The following is a 23,941-nucleotide window of genomic DNA, read 5'->3' as shown; positions in this document are numbered from 1 at the left end:
CCTTTCGCTGGCCGGGCGTGATCAGTTTGCCATGGCGTCGGGCAGCGTGGTGACGATTTCCGGGAAGACGGTAATCAGGACGACGCCCAGTACAAGCAACAGGAAGAACGGCACCGCAGCTTTGGCAATGCGCAGAATGTCGATGCCTGTCAGCCCTTGGATCACGAACAGGTTGAAGCCCACGGGTGGCGTGATCTGGCTCATCTCTACCACGATCACCAGATAGATTCCGAACCATAACGGGTCGATTCCGACGGCTTGAACCATGGGCATGATGATCGAGGTTGTCAGAACAACCACGGAAATCCCGTCAAGAAAACAGCCCAGCACGACGAAGAACACCGTGAGGGCCGCGAGCAGGGCAGGGGCAGACAGGCCGAGTGTGCTGATCCAACTGGCAAGGTTGCGCGGCAAGCCGGTGAAGCCCATCGCTATGGACAGGAAAGCCGCACCTGCGAGGATGAAGGCGATCATGCAGGACGTCTTGGTGGCCGCCATCAGGGCCTCACGCATCTCGGCCCATGTGAAGTCACCGGATGCGAAAGCCAGTATCGTGGCCAACACAACGCCTAAAGCGGCGGCATCCGTGGGCGACGCGATACCCGTATAGATCGATCCGATCACGCCAAGGATCAACAGTGCGACGGGGGTCAGCCTCCGAGAGGCTCTGATCTTTTCCTTGAAACCGGAATGTTCGGTTGCTTGCGGGATCAGGTCAGGGTTCATCAGGGCGCGAATGGCGACATAACCGAAGAACAACCCAACCAGCATCAACCCTGGAAGAATACCAGCCACAAACAGGCGGGCGATGGATTGCTCTGTCGCGACGCCGTAGACAATCAGGATGATCGAGGGCGGGATAAGCAGGCCCAGCGTTGCCGACCCCGCCAGAGTGCCAAGGATCAATCCTTCGGGGTATCCGCGCGCGCGCAGTTCGGGGATGGACATACGCCCGATCGTGGCGGCGGTTGCAGCGGATGACCCGGACACGGCGGCGAAGATGGCGCAGCCCAGGACGTTGACATGCAACAACCGACCCGGTGCACGAGACAGCCAAGGCGCAAGGCCAGAGAACATGTCGCCGGACAATCGCGACCGCAGAAGGATTTCGCCCATCAGAATGAACAATGGCAGCGCGGCGAGCGCCCAGCTATGACTGTGCCCCCACATGGTCGTCGCCAGTACGAGTCCTGCGGGCGGGTTGGCGAAAGCGATGATGGCAAACAGGCCGACAATGAAAAGCGCCAGCGCAACCCAAACGCCCAGCGAGAGAAGGCCGATCATCAGTGCCAGCAGGATAAGCGCGATCAATGGGTCGGGCATAGGTCAGGCTTCTCCGCGTCGACGAGTTGTGGTTTTCGAGTGCGAAGCGCGTCGTATAGCGTGTGTGCCAGGGCGAGGCACAGGACACCGATACCGATTGTGACTCCGGTTTGAGGTATCCACAGCGGTATGGCCACGATACCAGTCGACTTATCACCGTAGCGCAGACTCTCGGCCACAAGCGCCACAAGATAGCGCAGAGCATACAGGGACAAACCAAGGCCCAAGCCAAGCGCTGTGATTTCCGTCATCCATGCTCCGCGCAGTGGCAGACGACGGGTAAGCAAGGTCACGCGGATATGCCCGCCTTCACGCAGGGTGCAGGCCAGCGCCAGAAAACTTGCATTGGCGAGCATGTAGCCTGCAAAATCCGCATAGGACGGGATGGTCCATGACCAGCCCGGCCCCATAACGCGCGCGATGATGTTCAAAAGGATTTGCGCCGACACGAGCAAACAGATCGCGACGATACATGCTGCGGCAACCGCCCCGGATGCTCGATACAGCCACTCAAGGGCATGTCGCATGATGATACTCCACGGCGGGCAGGGCCAAGGACGACCCCGCCCTGTTGCTTACTGTTGATAGGCGTCCAGAACGGCTTTGGCCTGATCACTGGCATTGGCTTCCCAAGTGGTCAGCATTTCGGTGCCAATGGATTGCAGCCCGCTGACCAGTTCGTCGCTCGGATCATAAACGGTCATGCCGTTGTCGGACAGTTCAGCGGTTTTGCTGTCGGTTTCTTCCCTCGACATATCCCAGCCGCGCGTTTCTGCGGTGGTCGCGGCGTCGAGAACGGCTTGCTGCTGTTCTTCGCTCAGCCCGTCGAACACGCGCTTGTTGATGACGACGATGTTCTTGGGCACCCACGCGTTGATCGGCGAATAGTGGCTGACGAAATCCCAGGCGGTGGAATTCGCACCCGTGGATGGCGACGTGATCATCGCATCGATCTGGCCGGTGCTGAAGGCCTGCGGAATGTCTGGCGCTTCGACCTGAACCGGCGCAGCACCGGCGAGCGAAGCGAATTCTTCCAACGCGGCGTTATAGGCACGGAAGCGCAGGCCGTTCAAATCATCGACGGTGGTAATCTCGCCGTTGGTGTAAAGTCCCTGCGCTGGCCACGCGACGGAAAAGAGCGGCATCAGATCCTGCTCCGCCAACAAGTCGGTTATGACTGGTTTCTGGGCGTCCCACAGCTTCGCGGCGTCGTCGTAGCTGGTCGCAAGGAAGGGCTGGCTGTCCATGCCGTACGCCAGATCTTCATTGGAAAGCGTGGAGAGGAAGAACTCACCCAGCGGGACCTGGCGCGAGCGGACGGCGTTCTTGATTTCTCCGTGCGGGAACAACGATCCGGCCGAGTGGACGGTGATGTCGATTTGGCCTTCAGTCGCCTCGCGCAGATCATCCGCGAACTGGATGATATTCTGCGTGTGGAAAGTGGAATCTCCGTAAGGCGTTGGCATATCCCATTTTTCTGCAATCGCCGTGGTGGCGGTCAGCATGGCTGTCAAAGTAAGCGCGCTGCGAAGCATGATTTCGACTCCCTGTTATGTCGGCTTCCGACTTCGTTGATATAACGTTGACAAAATGCAAACGTTCTGAGACGAAAGCAACAGTTTTCTTACCGGCAGGGGCTGTGAGATGGGCGAAAGCACAGAAAAATGGCAATTCTGGGTGGACCGTGGTGGTACTTTTACGGATCTCGTGGGTCGTAGCCCTCACAGAACGCTGCATACGATCAAGCTGCTGTCCGAAGCGCCTGATCATTACCAAGACGCAGCGGTCGAAGGGATTCGCAGATTGATGTCCGAGCATGGCGAAGGGTCGATCGAAGCTGTAAAAATGGGGACGACGGTTGCCACCAACGCATTGCTGGAACGTAAGGGTGAACCGACGCTGCTTCTGATTACAGACGGTTTTGCCGATCTTCTGCGTATCGGAACACAGGCCCGTCCAAAGCTGTTTGATCTGCATATCCGGCTGCCAGAACAGCTTTATTCCGAGGTTGCCGAGGTGCCGGAGCGCCTTGATGCCAACGGCGAGATCCTGACGCCGTTGAACGAGGATGCTACGCGCGCTGCGCTTCAAGCGGCCTATGACAAGGGGCTGCGCTCTGTCGCCATCGCCTTCATGCATGGCTACATGAATCCGGTTCATGAGGCGCGTGCTGCCGAGATTGCGCGCGGGGTTGGGTTCACGCAGATCACGCCCAGCCATGAAACGAGCCGCCTTATCAAGCTGATCAGTCGTGGCGATACGGCGCTTGTCGATGCCTATCTGTCGCCTGTCCTGCGCCGCTATGTGGATCGCGTGGCCACGGCGCTCGACGTGGATGGTGGCCAGTGCGAGCGGCTGTTCTTCATGCAATCGAATGGCGGCCTGACCGATGCCAAGCTGTTTCAGGGACGTGACGCGATTCTGTCAGGCCCCGCTGGCGGGGTTGTCGGTATGGTACGTACGGCAGGTGCTGCGGGCTTTGACAAGCTGATAGGTTTCGATATGGGCGGCACATCAACGGATGTGTGCCACTATGCGGGTGACTACGAGCGGTCGTTCGAAACCGAGGTCGCGGGTGTACGCATGCGCGCGCCGATGATGCATATCCACACGGTCGCGGCGGGCGGGGGCTCCATCCTGTCATTCCGGGAAGGGCGCTATCAGGTCGGGCCAGAAAGCGCGGGCGCAGACCCCGGACCGGCGTGCTACCGTCGTGGGGGGCCTCTGACCGTGACCGATTGCAATGTCATGCTCGGCAAGCTGTCGCCGGATCATTTTCCACATGTCTTTGGGGCAAATGGCGACCAGCCTTTGGATATCGGTGTCGTGCGCGAAAAATTTGCTGCGCTTGCGGATGAAATAGCAGACGCAACAGGCGCCGAGCCGTTGAGCGCCGAAGAGACTGCTGAGGGCTTCCTTCGGATTGCCGTTCAGAACATGGCGCAGGCCATCAAGAAGATCAGCGTCGAGCGCGGTTATGACGTGACCCGCTACACGCTGAACTGCTTTGGCGGTGCGGGTGGACAGCATGCCTGTCTCGTGGCCGATGCGCTGGGGATCACACGGGTATTCGTGCATCCCTATGCGGGTGTGCTGTCGGCGTTTGGCATGGGGCTGGCCGAGATCCGCGCGATGCGCGAAGCTCAATTCGACCATCCGCTCGATGACCTTCAGGCAGCCGAACGGGAACTCGACGAGATGGGCGACGCGGCGGTGCGCGAAGTCGCTGGCCAGGGGATTGCCGAAGATCGGATTAACCTGCGGCGCCGTGCGCATCTGCGCTTTCCCGGCTCGCATCAAAGCCTTGAGGTCGATGTCTCCGACGCCGACCAGATGACGCGCGATTTCAATGATGCCCACAAACAGCGCTTCGGGTTTATCCCTGAGGGTCGTGCACTGGTGTTCGAGATGTTGACGGTGGAAGCCATCGGTCGGACCGACGATTTCGTTGCGCCCGCGCCAGAAGGTGGCACTGCCGATGCAACGGATCGGCTGGCGGTGCATCTGGATGGGATGCGACGCGATGTGCCGTTGTTCCAGCGCGAGGGTCTGGCTGCCGGGTTCAGGGTGAACGGCCCCGCGATCATCTCCGAGCGCATTGGAACCAACATCATCGAACCGGGCTGGGCCGGGCAGATCGACGACGCGGGCAACCTCATCCTTGAACGGGTTGAAGAGCGCAAGACGCAACACGCCGTCGGCACCCAAGCCGATCCCGTGATGCTGGAGGTGTTCAACAACCTGTTCATGTCCATCGCCGAACAGATGGGCGCAACGCTCGCCAACACCGCCTATTCTGTGAACATCAAGGAGCGGATGGATTTTTCCTGTGCGCTGTTCGATGCGGAAGGCAATTTGGTCGCCAACGCGCCGCATGTGCCGGTGCATTTGGGGTCCATGTCGGATTCCATCCGCACGGTTGCACAACTTAACGAAGGCCACATGCAGCCGGGTGATGTTTTCATGCTGAACGCGCCGTTCAACGGTGGAACGCATCTGCCCGATGTGACCGTGGTGACACCTGTCTTCGACAAGAACGGGACGGAGATCCTGTTCTATGTCGGGTCACGGGGTCATCACGCGGATATCGGCGGCAAAACCCCCGGATCGGTGCCCCCCGACAGCACGCATATCGACGAAGAAGGTGTGCTGATCGACAACTTCAAGCTGGTCGAGGCCGGCAAGTTGCGGGATGAGAAGACAAGGGAATTGCTGGGCTCCGGTCCCTATCCGTGCCGCAATATCGATCAGAATATGGCCGATCTGGAAGCACAGATCGCGGCGAATGCCACCGGCATCCGCGAAGTCCATAAGATGATCGACAATTTCGGCCTCGATACCGTGCTGGCCTATATGCGCCACGTGCAGAACAACGCTGAAGCCTCGGTCCGGCAGGTGATCGACGGGCTGGCCGATGGCGAATTTACCTATCCGCTGGATGACGGTGCGCAGATAAAGGTCAAGGTGCGCGTCGATAAGGACGCGGGCGAGGCGGTGATCGACTTTACGGGCACGTCGGATCAACAGGCCGGAAATTACAACGCGCCGCGATCCATCGTGAAGGCGGTGGTGTTGTATGTGTTCCGCACGCTTGTCGGACGCGACATACCGCTGAACGAGGGCTGCCTGAAGCCGCTGAAGCTGGTCCTGCCCGAAGGGTCGATGATCAATCCGGAATACCCTGCCGCCGTGATTGCGGGAAACACCGAAGTCAGCCAGGCGATCGCCGATTGTCTGTTCGGTGCGCTACGGGTGATTGCCGGGTCGCAAGGGACCATGAACAACTTCGCATGGGGCAATGACCGCTTCCAGAACTATGAGACCATCGCCGGCGGCAGTGGTGCCGGGCCCGGCTTTGACGGGGCGAGCGGCGTTCACAGCCACATGACCAACACGCTGATGACCGATCCCGAGGTGCTGGAAACGCGCTTTCCGGTGAGGCTGGAACGCTTCGGCATCCGCCAGGGGTCGGGCGGCGCAGGCCGGTGGCGCGGCGGCGATGGCATTCACCGCGTCTTACGGTTTCTCGACGACACCACCGTCACCACCCTGTGTTCGCACCGTGTCGTTCCGCCGCTGGGCATGGACGGTGGTGCCGACGGCAAGGTTGGCGAAAATGCCGTACTCAGGGCCGATGGAAGCCGAGAAGTCCTGCGCGGCAATGATCAGGCCGAACTGCGCGCGGGCGACGCCTTCGAGTTGCTGACACCCGGCGGGGGAGGTTGGGGGAGTTCCCCCCGCTAGCGTCGCGACATTGCCGAGAGAAGGAGCAGACCGTGACATGTCGTCCGGTCTGCTTTTCGGTTGGAGACGCCGCTAGCTCATCACCTTGGTGCCAAGGCCATGGCCTTCCGACTTCGCCTTTTGCGCGCGGTTCTCGCGTAGCTCTTCGACAGACCGAACGGTTTGACGCGCGGCGCCCGACCACTCACGGGTCTTCACCGTCGGGTTTTTCAGTCGTTCGCGCGCGGCAGGGATCGCATCGGCGTATTGTGGCAACCAATCGGCTTGCGCGACCAGCATCTCGTCGACCATCTGCCAGACCTCGTCGGGTGTGCAGATCGCGCCAACGAGCGGGTCATGCAGCACTGCCTGTTTCAGCAACTCCACATCGCCCGTCATCGCGGCCTGAACGCTCATGCGCTGCACGTTCACCGATGCCATGCAGGTCGCGGCACAGGCCTGGGGCAGTTCATACCCTTCGACCATGTTGATCCCGAAACGGTCCACGAAACCGGGGCTTTCGATGATGCAGTCATCGGGAAGGTTCTTGATGACGCCACCATTCCTGACGTTGAAATGCCCGCGATACACCCGACCCGTTTCCATCGCTTCAAGGATGTGGCTGGCATGCTCGTCGGTGCGTTCATAATCGGCAAGCGGTACGCCGGCGTCATCGAGGAACTTCGGGAAGTCCTCTTCGAACCAATTGCGGTTCTCGGTACAATAGCGCAGATAACCGCCGGTCTCACCGTGAATCCACTCGCTCAGATCGATCCAGTCATTGATCGCCTCCGGGCGCTTGCGATACCAGGGCAGGTATTCCGAAAGGTGACCGTTCGATTCAGTCGAATAGTATCCGAACCGCTTCAGCACATCGATGCGGACCTTTTCCTGTTTGGAAAAGACGGGGTGCCGCTCGAACGCTTCGACCAGTTCGTCGCGCCCGATCTGGCGGCCCTGGTAGCGGATATCGAGATACCATGTCTGGTGGTTGATCCCCGAGCAGATGATGTCGACCTTGCTATGATCCTTCTCGCCAAGCGCGCGCGCGATTTGGCGGTGACCGTTTTGCACGCCGTGGCACAGCCCGACGGTGTTGACCTTGCCGCAGTCGATCGCGGCCCAAGTCATCATGGCCATGGGGTTGGCATAGTTCAGAAGCAGCGCGTCTGTTTCAGCGACGTCGCGGATATCCTTGCAGAACTCCATCATCGCAGAGATGCCGCGCTGGCCATACATGATGCCGCCTGCGCAGATGGTGTCGCCCACGCATTGATCCACACCGTATTTCAGCGGGATGCGGATATCGTCGGCGAAGGCCTCCAACCCGCCGATGCGCACACAATTCATGATGTAGCGCGCGCCGGTCAGGGCTTCGCGCCGATCCGTGGTTGCGGTGACGGTTGTTTTCAGTCCGTTCACATCGACAATGCGGCGGATGATCTGCGCGACCATGTCGAGGTTGTGCTCGCTGATATCCGTCAGCGCGATTTCGATATTCTCGAATTCCGGCACTTTCAGGATGTCGGAAACAAGCTTCTTGGTGAAGCCGACGCTGCCAGCGCCAATGATACAGATCTTGAAGTCAGTCATGTGTGTGTCCTTGAAGCTCTCAACCGGCCTTGCGTTGTGCCTGGGGCCGGGCAAATTCGGGCAGCCAGTCGCCATGCGCGGCCAGCAATTCGTCCACCAGTTGCCAGATCTGATCGAGATCAAGCTCGGCAGCGGTATGGGGGTCCATCATCGCGGCGTGGTAGATATGTTCGGGGTTTTCGTTGAGCAGCGCCTGCACGGTCAGATCCTGCACATTTACATTGGACCGCATCAGCGCGATCAGCTGCGGTGGGATGTTTTGTACGACGGTCGGCTGCAGCCCATTGTCATCGACCAGAACCGGCACCTCGACGGCCGCACCATCGGGAAGCTGCGGGATGTAGCCATTGTTGGGGATATTGCCGTATATTACCGATGACGTGCCCGTCACTATGGAGTTGATGATCTCCGAGGCGTATTCATGGCTCGGCTTCACCGTGATCTTGTCGGCATTGCGGTACTTTTCGACCTGCGCTCCCCAGCGTTCGATGTTCTCGACGCAACGCTTGGGGTATTCATCCAGCGGGATGCCGAATTTCTCGATCAGATCGGGACGGTCGCGCTTGATGAACCACGGCACATATTCTGCGAAGTGTTCGGAACTTTCGGTGACGAAATAGCCCAGCCGCGTCATCATCTCGTAGCGCACCTTGTTCGGGCAACGCGGATTCCACGATGATGGTTTCGGAAAGCGCCCTTCGGCGTAGCCTTTGTGCAGGGCAGGGTAGAGATCCTTGTATGTCCCGTCAGGCTGGCGATGCTCGAAATTCAGATAGAAGGCCATGTGGTTGATGCCACCGGCGCGGTAGCGGATGTCCTCGACCGGGATGTCCAGATCGCGGGCCAGTTCCTCGGCGGTGCCTTGAACCGAATGGCACAGGCCGACTTGCCGGATCTGTGGGTACTTCGCGCCGATCGCCCATGTGTTGATCGCCATCGGGTTGACGTATTGCAGCATGATCGCGTTTGGGCAGACCTGAAGCATATCCTCGCAGATCGACCACAGCACCGGAACGGTCCGCAGGCCGCGCATGATGCCGCCGATGCCCAGCGTGTCCGCGATCGTCTGGCGCAGCCCGAACGTCTTTGGAACCTCGAAATCGGTGATGGTGCAGGGATCGTAGCCCCCGACCTGAAAGCAGCAGACGACGAAGTCGGCGCCGTCCAGGGCTTTGCGCTGATCGCCATAGGTTTCGACCGTGGCGGGCACGCCCAATGTCTGAACCATCTTGCTGACGACGACGGCAGATTCTTCCAGCCGTTGCGGGTTAATATCCATCAAACGGACCGTCGCGTTGCTCAGCGCGTCTCGATGCAGGATGTCGCCCGCAATGTTCTTGGTGAAGACGGTGGAGCCTGCTCCGATAAAGGTAATCGTTGGAGACATGGAATTTCCTCAGGTTGCGATTTCGAACGCCGCACGGACCAAGCGGCGCGTGTAGTCGGTTTTCGGATTGACCAGCACTTCGGACACCGGGCCCTGTTCGACGATCCGACCGTGCTGCATGACCATCACGCGGTGGCAAAGTGCGCGCACCACTTTCAGGTCGTGACTGATGAACAGGTAGCTGAGCCCCTTTTCCCGCTGCAGCCGGCGCAGAAGTTCGATGATCTGAGCTTGTACAGACAGATCCAGCGCGGATGTCGGCTCGTCCAGAAGGATGAATTCAGGTTCCAGCGCGATGGGGCGGGCAATGGCGATCCGCTGGCGCTGGCCGCCCGAGAACTCATGCGGGAACCGCGACAGGATCGTGTCCGGCATGCCTGCATCACGCAGCGCCTGCTTCGCGCGGGCCGTGCGCTCCCGACCATTCGCGCCGATGCCATTGACCGCCATGCCTTCCTCGATGATCTGGCGAATCGACATGCGCGGATTGAGGCTGGCGAACGGGTCCTGGAAGACGATCTGCATCCGGGTACGGTAGGGGCGCATCTGATGCCGGTCGTGCCCGTCGATGCGTTCGCCCTGGAACGTCACCTGCCCCTGGTCCATTCCGCGCAGCCGCAGAAGCGCCTGGCCGAAAGTCGTCTTGCCAGATCCGCTTTCGCCGACAAGTCCCAGTGTCTCGCCGCGCTTGAGCTCGAGATCCAGGTCGTTGACCGCAACCAGGGGTGAATAGGTTCCTTTGAAGAAGCCGCCCTTGCGCAACATGTACGTCACCCGCACATCTTCACCGCGCAGCACCGTATCGGGATGACCTTCCAGCGGATTGGCGACGCCCTTGGGGTCGGATGCCAGAAGACGCTTGGTATAGGGATGACGTGGCGCACTGAAAATCTGCTTCGTCGGACCTTCCTCCTTCACCTCGCCATGTTGCATGACGTAGACATGATCCGCGAACTGCTGAACGACCGTCAGGTCATGCGTGATCAGCACAACGCCCATCCCGTAGCGCGCCTTCAATTCGTCGATCAGCGCAAGGATCTGGGCCTGCACGGTCACGTCGAGCGCCGTCGTCGGTTCATCCGCGATCAGCACATCGGGACGGTTGGCAAGCGCCATGGCGATCATGACGCGCTGACGCTGACCGCCTGACAGCTGGTGAGGATACTGCGACAGGCGCGCTTCGGGATCGGGAATGTGGACCTCTTCCAGCAATTCCTGTGCACGCTTCATGGCCTTTTTGCGCCCGATCTTCTGATGCAGGCAAATGCCTTCGATCAACTGCTTGCCGATCGTGTAGACCGGATTGAGAGACGACATCGGCTCCTGGAAGATCATAGAAATCCGGTTGCCGCGCAGGCGGCGGATCTCCTGCTTGGACAGATGGGCCATGTCCTTGCCGTCATAGGTGATCCGTGTCGCGTCGGACAGCGAGGCCCGCTTGCTGAGCAACTGCATCACCGACCGCGCGGTAACGGATTTTCCCGACCCGCTTTCGCCGACCAGGGCAATGGTTTCACCCTTGCACAGCTTGAAGGACACGTCGCGGACTGCCTCGATCATGCCGCCGTCCACCTTGAACGTGACGCCGACCTTTTCGGCCTGCAGGATGACGGGGCGCTTTTCGCGCGGGGTGGGAATGGGAGTGATCTGGTTCATTCTGATTCCCTCAATACGGATCTATGGCGTCGCGCAGCCCGTCGCCGAGCGCGTTGAAGGCGAACACGGTCAGCAGCACGAAGCCCACGGGTGACAGGATCCATGGATAAGATCCGATGACGGAAAACGTGCCCGCGTCCTGCAGCATCAGGCCCCAGGAAATCATCGGTGGCTTCACCGCGAAACCAAGAAAGCCAAGGAAGGATTCCAGCAGCACGATTGTCGGGATGCCGAGCGTCACGGCTACGATGACATGGCTGGTGACGTTGGGCAGGATGTGGCGCAGGACGATCCGACGATCCGACGCACCCACCGCCATCGCGGCCTGCACATAGTCCACGCGCCGCAGCGCCATGGTCTTTGATCGCACCTCCCGCGACAGTTGTGCCCAGCCCAACCCTACGATCACGATCACCACGAAGGTAAGGAACAGCCCGGATGGTGCCGTGACCGGGATCAAAGATGCCAGTGCCAGATAGAATGGCAGTTGCGGAAAGGCCAAGATAATCTCGACAAAGCGCTGCAACCACAGGTCCAGCTTGCCGCCAATATAGCCCGATGTAATCCCGACCAGCGTTCCGATGATGGTGATCAGGGTTATTGACGTCAACGCGATGGCCAGCGTAACCCGCGCGCCCACGACCCCGCGCGAGAATATGTCTCGCCCCAGCTTGTCCGTGCCCAGAATGTGGAAGGGGCTTCCATCTGCCACGCCAATGAAATGGCGATTGGTGGGGATCAGGCCCAACAGTCGATACTCGTAGCCCTTCACGAAGAACCGGATCGGGCGGGGGTTGGACATGTCCGGCCCGACGATGGGCTGGAAGGTCACGGGATCGAATTCTTCGCCTTCGCTGATGGGGTAGGCGACAGGCCACAGCTGCCAGCCATTTTCTTCGGTCCAGAAACTGATCTTGTCTGGCGGTGCGAAGGAAATCTCCGGCCGCTTGGGATCCAGCGGCGCGAAGAAGTCTCCGAAGACCGCGATGATCAGCAACAGGGAGACAAGTGTCAGCCCGAGCATCCCCGGCACGGAACGTCGAAAGCGACGCCAGACGAGTGCTTGATAGCTTTGGCTGTCGGTCGAGACGGTGGAGACGCGCGCGTCTGCGGTTTCTTCGTCCGGCATCGGTGCAAGTTCATCTGTCAGTGACCGGTCGGGCTTGTTCTGTTCAGGGTACCGGCTGGAGGGACTCATGCGTCACCCCCAACCCTGATGCGGGGATCGAGCGCGACCAGCAGCAGGTCGGCAATGATATTGCCTATGATCAGCGTGGCACCCAGCACCAGCAGCAGCGTCGCGGTCACATAGACATCGCCGATGCCCATCGAGCCAACGATTGCCGGGCCAACGGTCGCCAGCGAAAACACGATGGCGACCTCGATCTCACCCGTCAGCATGTAAGGAAGAACGACGCCCTGGTAAGCGACCAGCGGGTGCAACGCATTGGGAACGGCGTGACGCATGACCACGGCCCCTTCACCAAGTCCCTTCGCGCGGGCGGTCTCGACGTACTGGGCGTTCAGCGTGTCCAGCAGGTTGGCGCGCATGACCCGCATGTTGTAGGCCAGACCGCCCAGCGTCGCGATGGCGACTACGGGCCAGATATGTTTGACCAGATCGACGAACTTGCCCCAGGACCAGGGCGCGCCCCCGTATTTCGGGGAAAAGAAGCTGCCCAGTTCCTGCACGTTCAGTTTGAAGGCGAGGATGTAGAGAATGATCAGCGCCAGCAGGAACCGCGGGATGGTCATACCCAGAAATGACAGGAAGCTCAGCGCCGTGTCGATCCAGCTGTACTGACGTGTCGCCGCGAGAATACCGAAGGTGATCCCCAGCACGGAGGCGAAGAAGTGACAGGTCAGCGCCAGAAGGATGGTACGGGGCAGGCGTTCCGCTACGACCTCGGACACGGGCTTGTTGTAGAAGAATGAGTGGCCGAAATCACCTTGCGTGACGATGCCCCAGATCCAGCGGGCATATTGCACGGGCATCGGGTCGTTCAGACCGTATTGTTCCCGGTAGCGTTCGGCGGCGGCATCGGCCACTTCAATGGATGCACCGCCTTGGGTGATCATGTTGGTTCGGATGAAGTCCGCGTAGTCGCCGGGAGGGGCCTGGATGATGACGAAGGTGATCACGCTCATCACGAACAGGACAGGGATCGCCTGCAACAGACGGACAGTCAGAAAGCGCAGCATGGGTTTTCCGTTCTGGGTCATTCATGGCGGGCGACGAGGCCGCCCGCCACTCGGGAGGAACTTATTGCACCGGACCGTCGCCACCGGGTGCGGGCGGCAGGGTCTGGGGGTGAAGCTCGTAATCCTTCTGGGCGTCGGAGGCGACATAGACGCGTTCGCGAATGATCGAGTCCTCTGCCCAGTTATACATGAAGATCGGCGTGCCCGGCGGGATGTTCGAGAACCGCTTGTTGATGATCAGCGCACCCGGATACTGGGTCAGGCCGATACCATACAGGTTCTCGGTCCGCACCTTCTGATAGTTCTTCATGATTTCCTTGCGCTCGTTGCCATCATCGCTGGCGATGAACTGGTTGATCAGGTCGACCATTTCCTGCTCGAAAGGAAGCAGGTCCATCTCGCCCGCGTCATTGGCGCGGTGATTGAAGGATGTCCTTGGCCCTACGGGCGCAAGCTGATCGGTACGCTGGACGACGGTGATCAACTCTGTCGGGTTCCGCATGACCATCCAGTCATAACGGCCCGAGTCCCGGGTCGCGTCACGGTCGTTGCCGCTAAGGGTGTTCAACGCCACGCGGATGCCAAGTTCTTCCAGCATCGCGACGACGCCTTCGGCCAGGTTTTTGTCCGTCTGGTAATCATTGGTCGCAAGCAGCGTCATCTGGACGTTCTGACCGTCCAGCACATCCGCCGGGTGGTTGACGAAGCCGTCGCCATCCGTGTCCTCAAGCCCGGCGGCTTTCAGATACTCCTTTGCGGTCGCAAGATCGTAGGGATAGTAGACCGTGCTGTCCTGATCGTAATAGGACGTACCGGAATACAGGCCACCCGGATAGATCGCGGTGAACGGCCCCTTGACCAGCGAGTTGCCAAGCCGCTGCCGGTCGATCGCGGTCGTGATCGCCTTGCGGAAGTCCAGGTTCCGGTTCAGGTCGCGAATGGCCTGCGCGCGTTCGTCCGGTTGACCCCAGCCATTGCCGGACAGGTTCGGATACAGCGAATAGCCTATGATCCGAGGACCAAATTCCAGACGGGCCGGGGCGTCATCCTCTGCCGAACGGCGCAGCGCCTCGACATAGTTTTCGGCTTGCTCGAGGTTGGAAAAGTCTCCCGTGCCCGCAACCGCCTGAACGTCGCGATCGGCCCAGGTGGACAGCTTGTACTGCATCTCGTCGAGATAGGGCAGCTGATTGCCGTTTTCATCCACCTTCCAGTAATACGGATTGCGGCGCATGACGATGATGTCGTCGGGACGATATTCGACCGGAACCCAGGCGCCCATGACCGGAAAGCCCATATAATCGGGCGGGAAGGCGTTACGGTAGTCTTCATAGCTGTTGTCGCTGAATTCGGGATGTTCCGGCTTCAGGATATGGCTCGGACCCGGACAGAAGGTGCCATAGGCCATCTGGTATAGCACCGCTTCCGGATGCGATGTCTGGAAAGTAAATTTGACCGTGTAGTCATCAACCTGTTCAAGCGTCGTGCCTGCGCCGAATGTTTCGGGGCTCGCGCCGTTCAATGGTGTGACTTGCGGGTCCATGACGTGGTTGTCCCAGTAAAACATCACGTCTTCCGCATCGAACGGATCGCCGTCGGACCATTTCGCACCTTCAATCAGGTGGACGGTCAACTGCGTTCCATCTTCCGACCAGTCCCAGCTGGTGGCGAGGTTCGGGAGCGGTTCCAGATCGTCGGGGTTTATCTGAAACACCGGCCCCGTGCGCGTCAGGCATTCATAGAGCCCGATATCAATCCCGCCCCAGCCTTGCGTGTTACCAGCGAAATAGTTCCATCCTTCCGGACGCCCGCCAATCACGTGGCGCATCACATCGCCATAAGCACCTGTTCCGTCAGGCATATTGGCAGCCTTGTAGACTAGTGGCGCAGTCGGCAACCGTTCCTCAACCGGCGGCAACTTCCCGGTTTCGACAAAGTTCGTGGTGATCCATTCGGGCTCGGAATAGCTGTCGAGCGCCATATACTCGAAAATTTCTTCGCGGTTTACGAAGTTCGGCTCACCCTGTGCTGCGAAATCCGGCGGATCGGGTGGTGTGGTAGGTGTCACAGATTGCGCCATAACGGCAGACGCAGCCGTTCCGGACAGCAACATCACCGCCAAGGCGGTTCCATAGCGTTGTTTCATCATTCCTCCCTCGGGATGTTGTCATCCCTCTAACTGCCCGTCGCGCTGTCTGGCGAATAACGGGTGGAAAGAAATCTGTCGGAATCGTGGCTTTACAGCAATCCTGAAACCCGACAAATTACTCCGGGTTCTTAAGATTGATGCAATGAGACAAACAAACACGATACCCAGCCGCGCCGGACATACCGGCACAGGTCATGACCGCAGCTTTTATGCGCGGACCAAAGCGTTCGGTCGGTTCGGCATGCGGCTGTTCACACCGCAGGTCATGGACAGCTCGCATTGGCACGGGCATGTCGAGGTCAATCTTCTGACTGGCGCGCGGATGGTCTATCAGGTTGACGAGGATCGCATCGACATTCCCGAAGGGCGCATCGTGGTCTTCTGGGCGGGTGTTCCGCATCGGCTGACCAAGGTGATCCCGGAAGGCGACGCCGCGCCACGACTGTGCAATATATACTTGCCACTCGATGCGTTTTTGTTCATGCAACACATTGCGCCGTTGCAAGTGGACCTTCTGGGCGGCGGCTTGCTGATGTTGCCTGGAGAACTCAGCGACATTGCGGTGATCGAGCGCTGGTACCGCGACTACCGCTCAGGTGATTTCGAGCGGGTCGAGATACTGAAGGCGGAACTCAACACGCTGTTTCGCCGTGCGCAGATCGGGGCGTCCGACTATCTGCGATTGCCAATGTCCAAGCTGCATGGCGCGCGTGAGATCGGCCCCGCAAATATCCGCCATGTCGTTGCGATGGTGCGGTTCATATTGGAACATCTGGACGAGCCGATGACCAACGCCGATGTCGCAAGCGTCACGGGGCTGCATCAGAACTATGCGTTATCGTTGTTTTCCGGGATGATGCGGATGCCGATGAAGCGCTTCATCATCCGGATGCGGCTCTTGCGTGCCCGCGCGCTTCTGGTGGAGAATGCAAGCCCCGTCGCCGTCGTTGCGGCGGAATCCGGTTTTCTTTCGCTCAGCCAGTTCTACGCCCATTTCAAGGCCGCTTACGGGGCAACTCCGAATGAAATCAGGGCCAGCTACCTCGGAGGCTCGCCAAGTGATACGTAGGCTGGTCCCGTTATGCTGAATACCCCCCTCTTGAGCCATGATCTGGTGCTGGTCGGCGGCGGTCATAGCCATGCAATCTTCCTACGAAAGTGGGGCATGAAACCGCTGCCGGGTGTGCGCGTTACGCTGATCAATCCCGGACCCACCGCCGCCTATTCCGGCATGCTGCCCGGTCATGTCGCTGGCCACTACACGCGCGAGGCATTGGACATTGATCTGGTGCGCCTGTGCCGGTTTGCGGGAGCGCGGTTGATCCTCGCCCCGGCGACCGCGATCGATACCGGCCGCAAGCATATCTGCGTCAAAAGCCGGGGCGAGATTGGTTATGACGTCGCCTCGCTCGACATCGGCGTCCATTCACGGATGAGCGGGATCGAGGGGTTTGACGCACATGCGGTGCCTGTCAAGCCGCTCGGCGCTTTTGCGACGCGCTGGCAGGCGTTCTTGGCTGATGTCTCCGCCGGGACAAGAAGGCCGCAGGTGGCCGTGATCGGTGCAGGTGTGGCGGGTGTTGAACTGGCCATGGCCGCAATGCACGCGCTTCGGCAAATCCCGAAGACGTCTCCGAAGGTCACGTTGATCGAAGGCAGGTCCACCATCCTGCCCAGTCAACCAGCCCCAAGAAGCCGATTGAAACGTGCGCTCGATGACAACGGCATCGCCTTACATCTGAACGCTCTTATTGACCGGATTGACGGGGACGGAGTTCTGCTTGCGGACGGACAACGCATCGCGTCCCAATTCATTCTCGGCGCAGGGGGCGCTGCCGCCCATCGCTGGCTCGCCGACAGCGGCTTGCCTACGACAGAGGATGGTTTTGTTCATACGGGTCCGGATTTACGCGTCAGGGACACTGACAGCCTTTTTGCCGTGGGCGATTGCGCCCATCTCGATCACGCTCCACGCGGCAAGGCCGGGGTCTATGCTGTCCGCGCCGCGCCCGTGCTGTTTCACAACATTCGTGCCAAGCTTCAGGGGGGTCCGCTTCGACCCTTCCACCCGCAACGCGAGTATCTGAAGCTCGTCTCACTGGGCGATAAATCCGCCTTGGCGGAAAAATGGGGAATGACCCTCGCGGGACCACATCTGTGGCGCTGGAAAAACCACATCGACCAGACGTTCATGGAAAAGTTCCGCGACCTTCCCGAAATGCGCGAGGCGGTGCCCATGCCGGGCGCTCGGGCGCAGACCAATGAAATCAACCAGCCCCTGTGCGGGGGCTGCGGGTCCAAGGTCGGGGCGAAAACGCTGGCCACGGCATTGGCGCAACTGCCGCAAGGTACCCGTTCTGACGTTCTGTCCACGCCCGGTGATGACGCCGCCATTTTGCAGATCGACGGCACCCGTCAGGTGCTGACAACCGATCATTTGCGTGCGTTTACCGAAGATCACGGGCTGCTCGCACGTATTGCCACGCTGCACGCGCTTGGCGACATTTGGGCGATGGGGGCAACGCCCCAAGCGGCGCTTCTGTCGATCACGCTTCCGCGCATGACTCCCGCCTTGCAAGAACGTAGCCTGACCGAGATCACGGCCGCGGCAAGCAATGTGCTGGCACAAACCGGCGCGGAAATCGTCGGCGGGCATACGACTATGGGCGCAGAATTGACCATAGGTCTGACGTTGACCGGGCTTGCCTCGAAACAGCCGATCACCATCGCGGGTGCACAACCGGATGACGTGCTGGTCCTGACCCGGCCAATCGGCAGCGGCGTGTTGTTGGCTGCCGAGATGCAGGGCAAGGCATCCGGGAACGATATTGCCACCATGTTCGACAGGATGTGCCAGCCCCAAGACGATGCTGCTGCGATCCTCTCGGACGCCAACGCCATGACCGATGTGACAGGTTTCGGGCTTGCTGGGCATTTGCTGAACATCTGCCATGCCTCCGGTCTGGGGGCGGAACTGGAACTCGAAACTATCCCGATCTACGCCGGCGCGCTGGATCTGGTGGGGCAGGGCGTCCGCTCAACGATCTGGCAGGACAACCGCGAGGCGACCCCGGTACAGGGCGCTTCAGGCAGGCGTGGTGATCTGCTGCATGATCCGCAGACAGCAGGTGGGCTGCTGGCCGCGATCCGTCCAGGGCAGGGGGCTGACGTTATTGCACGGCTGCGGACAGCGGGTCATGACGCGCAGGTGATCGGCAGGATGGTTGATGGATCACCGGCAATTCGGTGCTGCTAACCGTCATACTTTCTGATCAACCCGGATGCACAGCGGTCCAGCGTTTCGTCTGACAGGTCGCGCAGATGCAAGGGATCATGCGATGCCTCACCCGATATGCGCGTATAGCGGGGATCGTAGTGACGGGTGATCAACGCGCGCGTCAGCGCGGACAACGCACCCGCGGCTGCCAGGCTTTGCCATGCGTCCACCTGCTTGTGCCCGTGATAGGGGACCAGCCGCTGTAATGTCCGGTCAAGCGCTTCGGGGTCTTTTACGTAGTCCTGATATTCCGCTACCAAATGCGTCACGCGTGCGTCGATCGGTGCGGACAGGCGAACCTGCTGTGCTTCGCGCATCGCCTTCCACAGTACGGGCGGCAGGTTCAATGCGCCCACGCGGCTGCTTTCGGCCTCGACGAACACAGGGCGGTCAGGATCGAGACGCACCAGTTCAGCGGCGAGGCGGCTTTCAAAGGCTTTCTGCGACGGCTGACCCCCGTCGATCTCGCCAAACAGGGATCCACGATGACAGGCCAACCCTTCCAGATCAATCACCTGCGCGCCCTGCCGTGCCAAATGGGTCAGAAGCCTGGTCTTGGCCGTCCCCGTGCCACCGTTCAGCAGCACGACGCGCGACGGCAAGGGGGTGTCATAAAGCGCCTTGACCACCATCCGGCGATAAGCCTTGTAGCCACCATCGACCGTATCCGCGCGCCAGCCGATCTGCTTCAGGATCATGGTAAAGGATCCTGACCGCTGCCCACCGCGCCAGCAATAGATCAGTGGACGCCATCCGCCGGATTTGCCCGTGAGCGGTCCTTCAATATGTGCCGCAGCATTGCGAGCGACGAGAGCCGCACCGATCTTGCGTGCCAGAAACGGATCCTGCTGCACATAGATCGTACCCACTCTTGCGCGTTCTTCATCCGACAAGACGGGCAGGCTGATCGCGCCGGGGATATGGTCTTCGGCATACTCTGATGGAGATCGCACATCGATTATATCGTCGAAGGGCAAAGACCGAAGATCGTAAAGCGTGTCCAGCGTCTGGGGCATAGTTTCTCGCGCAACTTACAGGCAGTCGTGCGAGCATCCGGCGTTTTGGCTCAAATGAAAAGACTTCCGCCGCATCCAGCCTGTCACGTGCCGATCATCAGGCGGATGCCATAGGCGACGACTGTCAGGGTCAGCACGCCCGAGCACCACAGCAGAACGAACCAGCCAACCCGTTTCAGCATCAGTGATACCCTTCATCCGGATCGACCTTTCCGCGAAACACCCAGTATGCATAGGCGGTGTAGCCAAGGATGATCGGCAGAATGAACAGCACTCCCACCAGCATGAATATCTGGCTTTTTCGCGCGGTGGCGGCGTCCCAGATGCTCAGCTGCGTGGGGATAACCCATGGCCACATGGAAATTCCGAGACCGATGAAGCACAGCAGAAACAGCGCCAGAACCAGCAGAAACGGTCGCCAGTCGCTCTCACCCTCGGTCAAAGATCGCGCCAGCGCGTAGATCAGCAACGCCACCGCGATGGGAACGGGTGCGGTGACTGCGATGGCAGGCCATGCGAACCAGCGCCCCAGATATTCCGGATGCAGGAAGGGCGTCCACAGGCTGACTGCGACGATGAAACCCACCGTCGCGATACCCAGGATACGAGCAAGCCTGCGGGCTTCTACCTGCACATCGCCGCTTGTCTTGATATTCAGCCAGCAGGCACCCAACAGCATGTAGCCACACACCACCGCCGCGCCGCACAGCAATGTGAAGGGCGTCAGCCAGTCCCACCAACCGCCCGCATAGCTGCGATCTGCGATCTCGATGCCTTGCAGGATTGCCCCGAGGATCATGCCCTGCGACATCGCCGCGATGAACGAGCCGCCGAAAAAGGCCGTGTCCCAAAGCCAATTGGAGAAGGGTCCGGTAGCCTTCCAGCGGAACTCGAACGCCACGCCTCGGAAGACCAGCCCAAGCAGCATGGCGATGACCAGCGGATAGACCGCAGGCATCAGGATCGCGTAGGCCAGCGGGAAGGCCGCGAACAGCCCACCACCACCAAGCACCAGCCATGTTTCGTTGCCGTCCCAGACGGGGGCTACAGTGTTCATCAACAAGTCACGATCACGCTTTCCCGGAAACAGCGGGTAGAGAATGCCGATCCCCAGATCGAACCCGTCAAGCACGACATAGATATACACGGCCACAGCAAGGATCAGCGCCCAGGCCGCGGTGATGTCAAATCCCGTTTCCATGGCTCAGTTCCTTTTTCCGTTCGGATGCTTGCGGTCCGCGCCAACGGCGATCGGGCTTGCGGTGCGAATGGGCCCGGGTTCTGCATCAAGACCACGTTCCCCAGGATGCGGCGATTTGTTCATCAGCTTCAGCATATAGACGATGCCCGCGCCGAACACCGAAGAATAGATCACTATGAACGCCAGCAGCGAGATACCGACGGCCTGCGCTTCCAGGGGCGAGGAGGATTCCTGTGTCAGCAAATGACCATAGACGGTGTAGGGCTGGCGTCCGACTTCGGTCGTGAACCACCCCGCCAGCACGGCGATCAAGCCTGATGGTCCCATGATCAGCGCCGCGCGGTGCAGCCAGTGATCGTCATACAGCCTGTGCCTGTATCGCGCGATCAGGGACCAGACACCTACGCCCAGCATCAGAAAGCCAATCCCGACCATGATACGGAAGGCCCAGAAGACGACGGCGACGGGTGGTTCCAACTCATCCGGCACACTATCCAGCCCGTCGAGCGGAGCATTGAGATCATGTTTCAGGATCAGCGAGGACAGCTTCGGTATTTGAACGGCGTATTTGACTTCCCCGGCTTCCTGGTCAGGGATGCCGAACAGGATCAACGGCGCGCCATCAGGGTGGCTTTCGAAGTGCCCCTCCATCGCCATGACCTTGACCGGCTGATGCTTGAGCGTGTTCAGCCCATGCTGGTCACCCAGAAAGATCTGGATCGGTGCCACGATCGCCGCCATCCACATTGCCATGGAAAACATGGTGCGGACACCGTGGTTGTCCCTTTCTCCGCGCAGAAGGTGCAGCGCACCGACGCCACCCACAATGAATGCCGTCGTCAGATAGGCGGCAGTCAGCGTATGCGCCAGTCGGTAGGGGAAGGAAGGCGTGAAGATCACCTCCAGCCAGCTCAGGGGTATGAACTGGCCGTTTTCGTTGATCTCGAAGCCCTGCGGCGTCTGCATCCATGAATTCACTGACAGGATCCATGTCGCCGAGATCGCCGTCCCAAGTGCTACCATAACGCAGGCAAACATGTGCAGACCGGGACCGACCTTGTCCCGGCCAAAGATCATGATGCCCAGGAAACCGGCCTCCAGGAAGAACGCCGTCAGGACTTCGTAGGCCATGAGTGGCCCGATGACTGGCCCGGCCTTGTCCGAGAACACCGCCCAGTTTGTCCCGAACTGATAGGCCATTACGATGCCCGACACGACGCCCATTGCGAAGGTGATCGCGAAGATCTTCAGCCAGTATTTGAAGAGCTGCAGGTAGGCGTCATTACCGCTGCGCAGATACATGGCGTTGAGTACCGCCAGATAGCTTGCCAGACCGATTGTGAAGGCTGGAAACAGAAAATGGAACGACACTGTGAAGGCGAATTGCATGCGTGCCAGCATGACCGCGTCCAGTCCCAGAAAGGTGGTGACTTCCATGATCGCTCCCTGCGGCTGTGCAAGATGACATCAGGCTAAGCCTTTGTGACCATGGGTCAAGTTGTTATCGCAGGCTGCGCCATTGTGTAGCGATAATGGCTTATGAAGACGCGGCGCGCGATCGACGATTCTCCGTTAAAGCGGCTATCGTACGCCCGTATTTTAGGCTTTCACTAGAAAATGCCGCCTTTTTAATCATCAATCGGGTGCTAAGGTCCACGATTTGAAAGCCCACGCGCCATCGCCCCTTACCAGCTACAGCGTGATCGGTAACGTGAACGTCACAGAGTAGAAGCGGTCAGAGCCTTCGAAAGAAGCGCTCCGGGCATTGCTCGACAAGAAGCAGTTCTTGATCGTGGAGGCTCGAATGACTGATCGAATGAAATCTGAATTCTCCAATGCAAACGAAAAAGACAAGAAAACCGCATGCGGTCGACCCAGTTGCAAGGGTTGCCCATGCGCCAACAGGGGTAAATCTATGAACGCGATGAAACTGGCGGCAACTGCTGCCCTGCTTGGGTCGACCATGGTCGCATCCGGTGCATCGGCTGCTGACGCGGTCACCTTTCAACTCGACTGGCTGCCCGGCGGTGACAAGGCACCGATCTATGTCTGCATCGATCAAGGTTTTTGCGAACAGGCCGGGCTGGACGTGACCATCAATGGCGGTCGCGGATCATCCGAGGCGGTGACCAAGCTCGCCACTGGGGTATCAGACATCGGCATCGCGGATATCGGCGCATTGATGGCCGCGCGCGCCACGGAAAACGTCCCCGTGACGGCTGTCATGTCGGTGTTCAACAAGGGACCGCATGCTTTCTATTCGCTGGATGGCAACGGGATCGAGACAGCCGAAGACGTTGCTGGAAAGGAAATCGCCACATCGCCCTTTACCTCGTCGAATGTCTTCCTGCCGCTGGTGCTCGGTGAGGTCGGATTGTCCGAAGACGACATCGCGCTCACCAAGGCCGATCCCGGCGCTCTTGGCCCGATGCTGATGACGGGCGCCGTTGACGGGATCATCGCATGGATGACGGACGTGTCGCGCTATACCGGACAGGCGGAAGAGGTAGGTAAGGAAATCGTCGTGATCCCCTGGTCCGATGCCGGATTGGAACTTTATTCCGCCTCGATGATCGCGTCCGACAGCTTCCTGGCCGAAAAGCCCGACGTCGCCCGCCGCTTCGTCGAAGCCTACAAGAAGTCCATTGAGTTCAGCATCGAGAACCCTGCCGAGGCAGCGCAATCCGTTGCCAACATGGTGCCGGAACTTAACGCGGAGAACGTCGAAGGTTCCCTGCGCGACACGCTGGTTCTGATTGATAATGAAGTGACCGAACGCGACGGGCTTGGTGTCTTGCTGCCCGAACGGCTGGCCGCAACATGGGCGCGCGTGGCCGAAGCCCAGGGTCTGGACGCATCCGCCCTCGATCCGGAAACCATGGTGGACCGGTCCTTCCTGCCGGGGACGATGTAA

At 59.8% G+C, this 23,941-nt stretch carries 17 protein-coding genes; 4 read left to right on the top strand and 13 right to left on the bottom strand.

The window, feature by feature from the left end; translation table 11 throughout:
- Window positions 1-21: 21 nt before the first annotated feature.
- The 3 genes from FPZ52_RS14270 to FPZ52_RS14260 are packed head-to-tail and all read right to left on the bottom strand — an operon-like array spanning window position 22 to window position 2,858.
- Complete coding sequence (locus FPZ52_RS14270; RefSeq protein WP_146366282.1) at window positions 22-1,323, bottom strand: TRAP transporter large permease; 1,302 nt, start codon at window positions 1,321-1,323, stop codon at window positions 22-24.
- On the bottom strand, window positions 1,308-1,850 hold the full coding sequence (locus FPZ52_RS14265) for a TRAP transporter small permease (protein ID WP_146366281.1): 543 nt from the start codon (window positions 1,848-1,850) through the stop codon (window positions 1,308-1,310). Before FPZ52_RS14265 ends, FPZ52_RS14270 begins: the two co-directional genes overlap by 16 nt.
- 48 nt (window positions 1,851-1,898) lie before the next feature.
- Window positions 1,899-2,858 (bottom strand): TRAP transporter substrate-binding protein, encoded by a 960-nt coding sequence (locus FPZ52_RS14260; protein ID WP_146366280.1) that lies wholly within the window; start codon window positions 2,856-2,858, stop codon window positions 1,899-1,901.
- Between the two features lie 109 nt (window positions 2,859-2,967).
- Between FPZ52_RS14260 and FPZ52_RS14255 the strand changes: the two genes are divergently transcribed.
- A complete protein-coding gene (locus FPZ52_RS14255; protein ID WP_146366279.1) occupies window positions 2,968-6,567 on the top strand; it encodes a hydantoinase B/oxoprolinase family protein in 3,600 nt (1,199 codons plus the stop codon).
- Between the two features lie 72 nt (window positions 6,568-6,639).
- Here FPZ52_RS14255 and melA (FPZ52_RS14250) read toward each other — a convergent pair whose 3' ends face one another.
- The 6 genes from melA (FPZ52_RS14250) to FPZ52_RS14225 all read right to left on the bottom strand — a co-directional run bounded on the left by melA (FPZ52_RS14250) (window position 6,640) and on the right by FPZ52_RS14225 (window position 15,530).
- A complete protein-coding gene (gene melA / locus FPZ52_RS14250; RefSeq protein ID WP_146366278.1) occupies window positions 6,640-8,139 on the bottom strand; it encodes an alpha-glucosidase/alpha-galactosidase in 1,500 nt (499 codons plus the stop codon).
- Between the two features lie 19 nt (window positions 8,140-8,158).
- Entirely contained in the window at window positions 8,159-9,526 is a 1,368-nt protein-coding gene (gene melA / locus FPZ52_RS14245; protein ID WP_146366277.1) for an alpha-glucosidase/alpha-galactosidase, read from the bottom strand.
- Window positions 9,527-9,535: 9 nt separating this feature from the next.
- The gene (locus FPZ52_RS14240) at window positions 9,536-11,182 is read right to left on the bottom strand and encodes an ABC transporter ATP-binding protein (RefSeq protein WP_146366276.1); all 1,647 of its coding nucleotides are present in this window, start codon (window positions 11,180-11,182) and stop codon (window positions 9,536-9,538) included.
- Between the two features lie 10 nt (window positions 11,183-11,192).
- Entirely contained in the window at window positions 11,193-12,311 is a 1,119-nt protein-coding gene (locus tag FPZ52_RS14235) for an ABC transporter permease (protein ID WP_146366430.1), read from the bottom strand.
- Between the two features lie 65 nt (window positions 12,312-12,376).
- Window positions 12,377-13,384: an ABC transporter permease gene (locus FPZ52_RS14230; protein ID WP_146366275.1), complete on the bottom strand. Its 1,008-nt coding sequence runs from the start codon at window positions 13,382-13,384 to the stop codon at window positions 12,377-12,379.
- A gap of 61 nt (window positions 13,385-13,445) precedes the next feature.
- Window positions 13,446-15,530 (bottom strand): ABC transporter substrate-binding protein, encoded by a 2,085-nt coding sequence (locus tag FPZ52_RS14225; protein ID WP_146366429.1) that lies wholly within the window; start codon window positions 15,528-15,530, stop codon window positions 13,446-13,448.
- A gap of 145 nt (window positions 15,531-15,675) precedes the next feature.
- On the opposite strand from FPZ52_RS14225, the gene FPZ52_RS14220 reads away from it, so the two are divergent.
- Both FPZ52_RS14220 and selD read left to right on the top strand, forming a co-directional pair.
- On the top strand, window positions 15,676-16,602 hold the full coding sequence (locus FPZ52_RS14220) for a helix-turn-helix domain-containing protein (RefSeq protein ID WP_146366274.1): 927 nt from the start codon (window positions 15,676-15,678) through the stop codon (window positions 16,600-16,602).
- A gap of 12 nt (window positions 16,603-16,614) precedes the next feature.
- The gene (selD, locus tag FPZ52_RS14215; protein WP_146366273.1) at window positions 16,615-18,789 is read left to right on the top strand and encodes a selenide, water dikinase SelD; all 2,175 of its coding nucleotides are present in this window, start codon (window positions 16,615-16,617) and stop codon (window positions 18,787-18,789) included.
- Here the strand turns inward: selD and mnmH are convergent.
- From mnmH to FPZ52_RS14195, 4 genes are all read right to left on the bottom strand, one after another.
- The gene (mnmH, locus tag FPZ52_RS14210) at window positions 18,786-19,826 is read right to left on the bottom strand and encodes a tRNA 2-selenouridine(34) synthase MnmH (protein WP_146366272.1); all 1,041 of its coding nucleotides are present in this window, start codon (window positions 19,824-19,826) and stop codon (window positions 18,786-18,788) included. The two genes, selD and mnmH, sit on opposite strands and share 4 nt — an antisense overlap.
- Before the next feature lie 83 nt (window positions 19,827-19,909).
- Window positions 19,910-20,008 carry a DUF2474 family protein gene (locus FPZ52_RS14205; protein ID WP_146366271.1) on the bottom strand — a complete coding sequence of 33 codons (99 nt, stop codon included), beginning with the start codon at window positions 20,006-20,008 and terminating at the stop codon, window positions 19,910-19,912.
- Window positions 20,008-21,027: a cytochrome d ubiquinol oxidase subunit II gene (gene cydB, locus FPZ52_RS14200; RefSeq protein ID WP_146366270.1), complete on the bottom strand. Its 1,020-nt coding sequence runs from the start codon at window positions 21,025-21,027 to the stop codon at window positions 20,008-20,010. The genes FPZ52_RS14205 and cydB overlap by 1 nt, the downstream gene beginning before the upstream one ends.
- Window positions 21,028-21,030: 3 nt before the next feature.
- Window positions 21,031-22,464: a cytochrome ubiquinol oxidase subunit I gene (locus tag FPZ52_RS14195; protein WP_146366269.1), complete on the bottom strand. Its 1,434-nt coding sequence runs from the start codon at window positions 22,462-22,464 to the stop codon at window positions 21,031-21,033.
- Window positions 22,465-22,942: 478 nt separating this feature from the next.
- Here FPZ52_RS14195 and FPZ52_RS14190 point away from each other — a divergent pair, with 478 nt between their 5' ends.
- Window positions 22,943-23,941, top strand: a complete 999-nt coding sequence (locus tag FPZ52_RS14190) for an ABC transporter substrate-binding protein (RefSeq protein WP_146366268.1) — start codon at window positions 22,943-22,945, stop codon at window positions 23,939-23,941.

This window comes from Qingshengfaniella alkalisoli, from assembly GCF_007855645.1.
Lineage (GTDB): Bacteria > Pseudomonadota > Alphaproteobacteria > Rhodobacterales > Rhodobacteraceae > Qingshengfaniella > Qingshengfaniella alkalisoli.
This window is presented reverse-complemented; position numbering and strand designations above follow the sequence as displayed.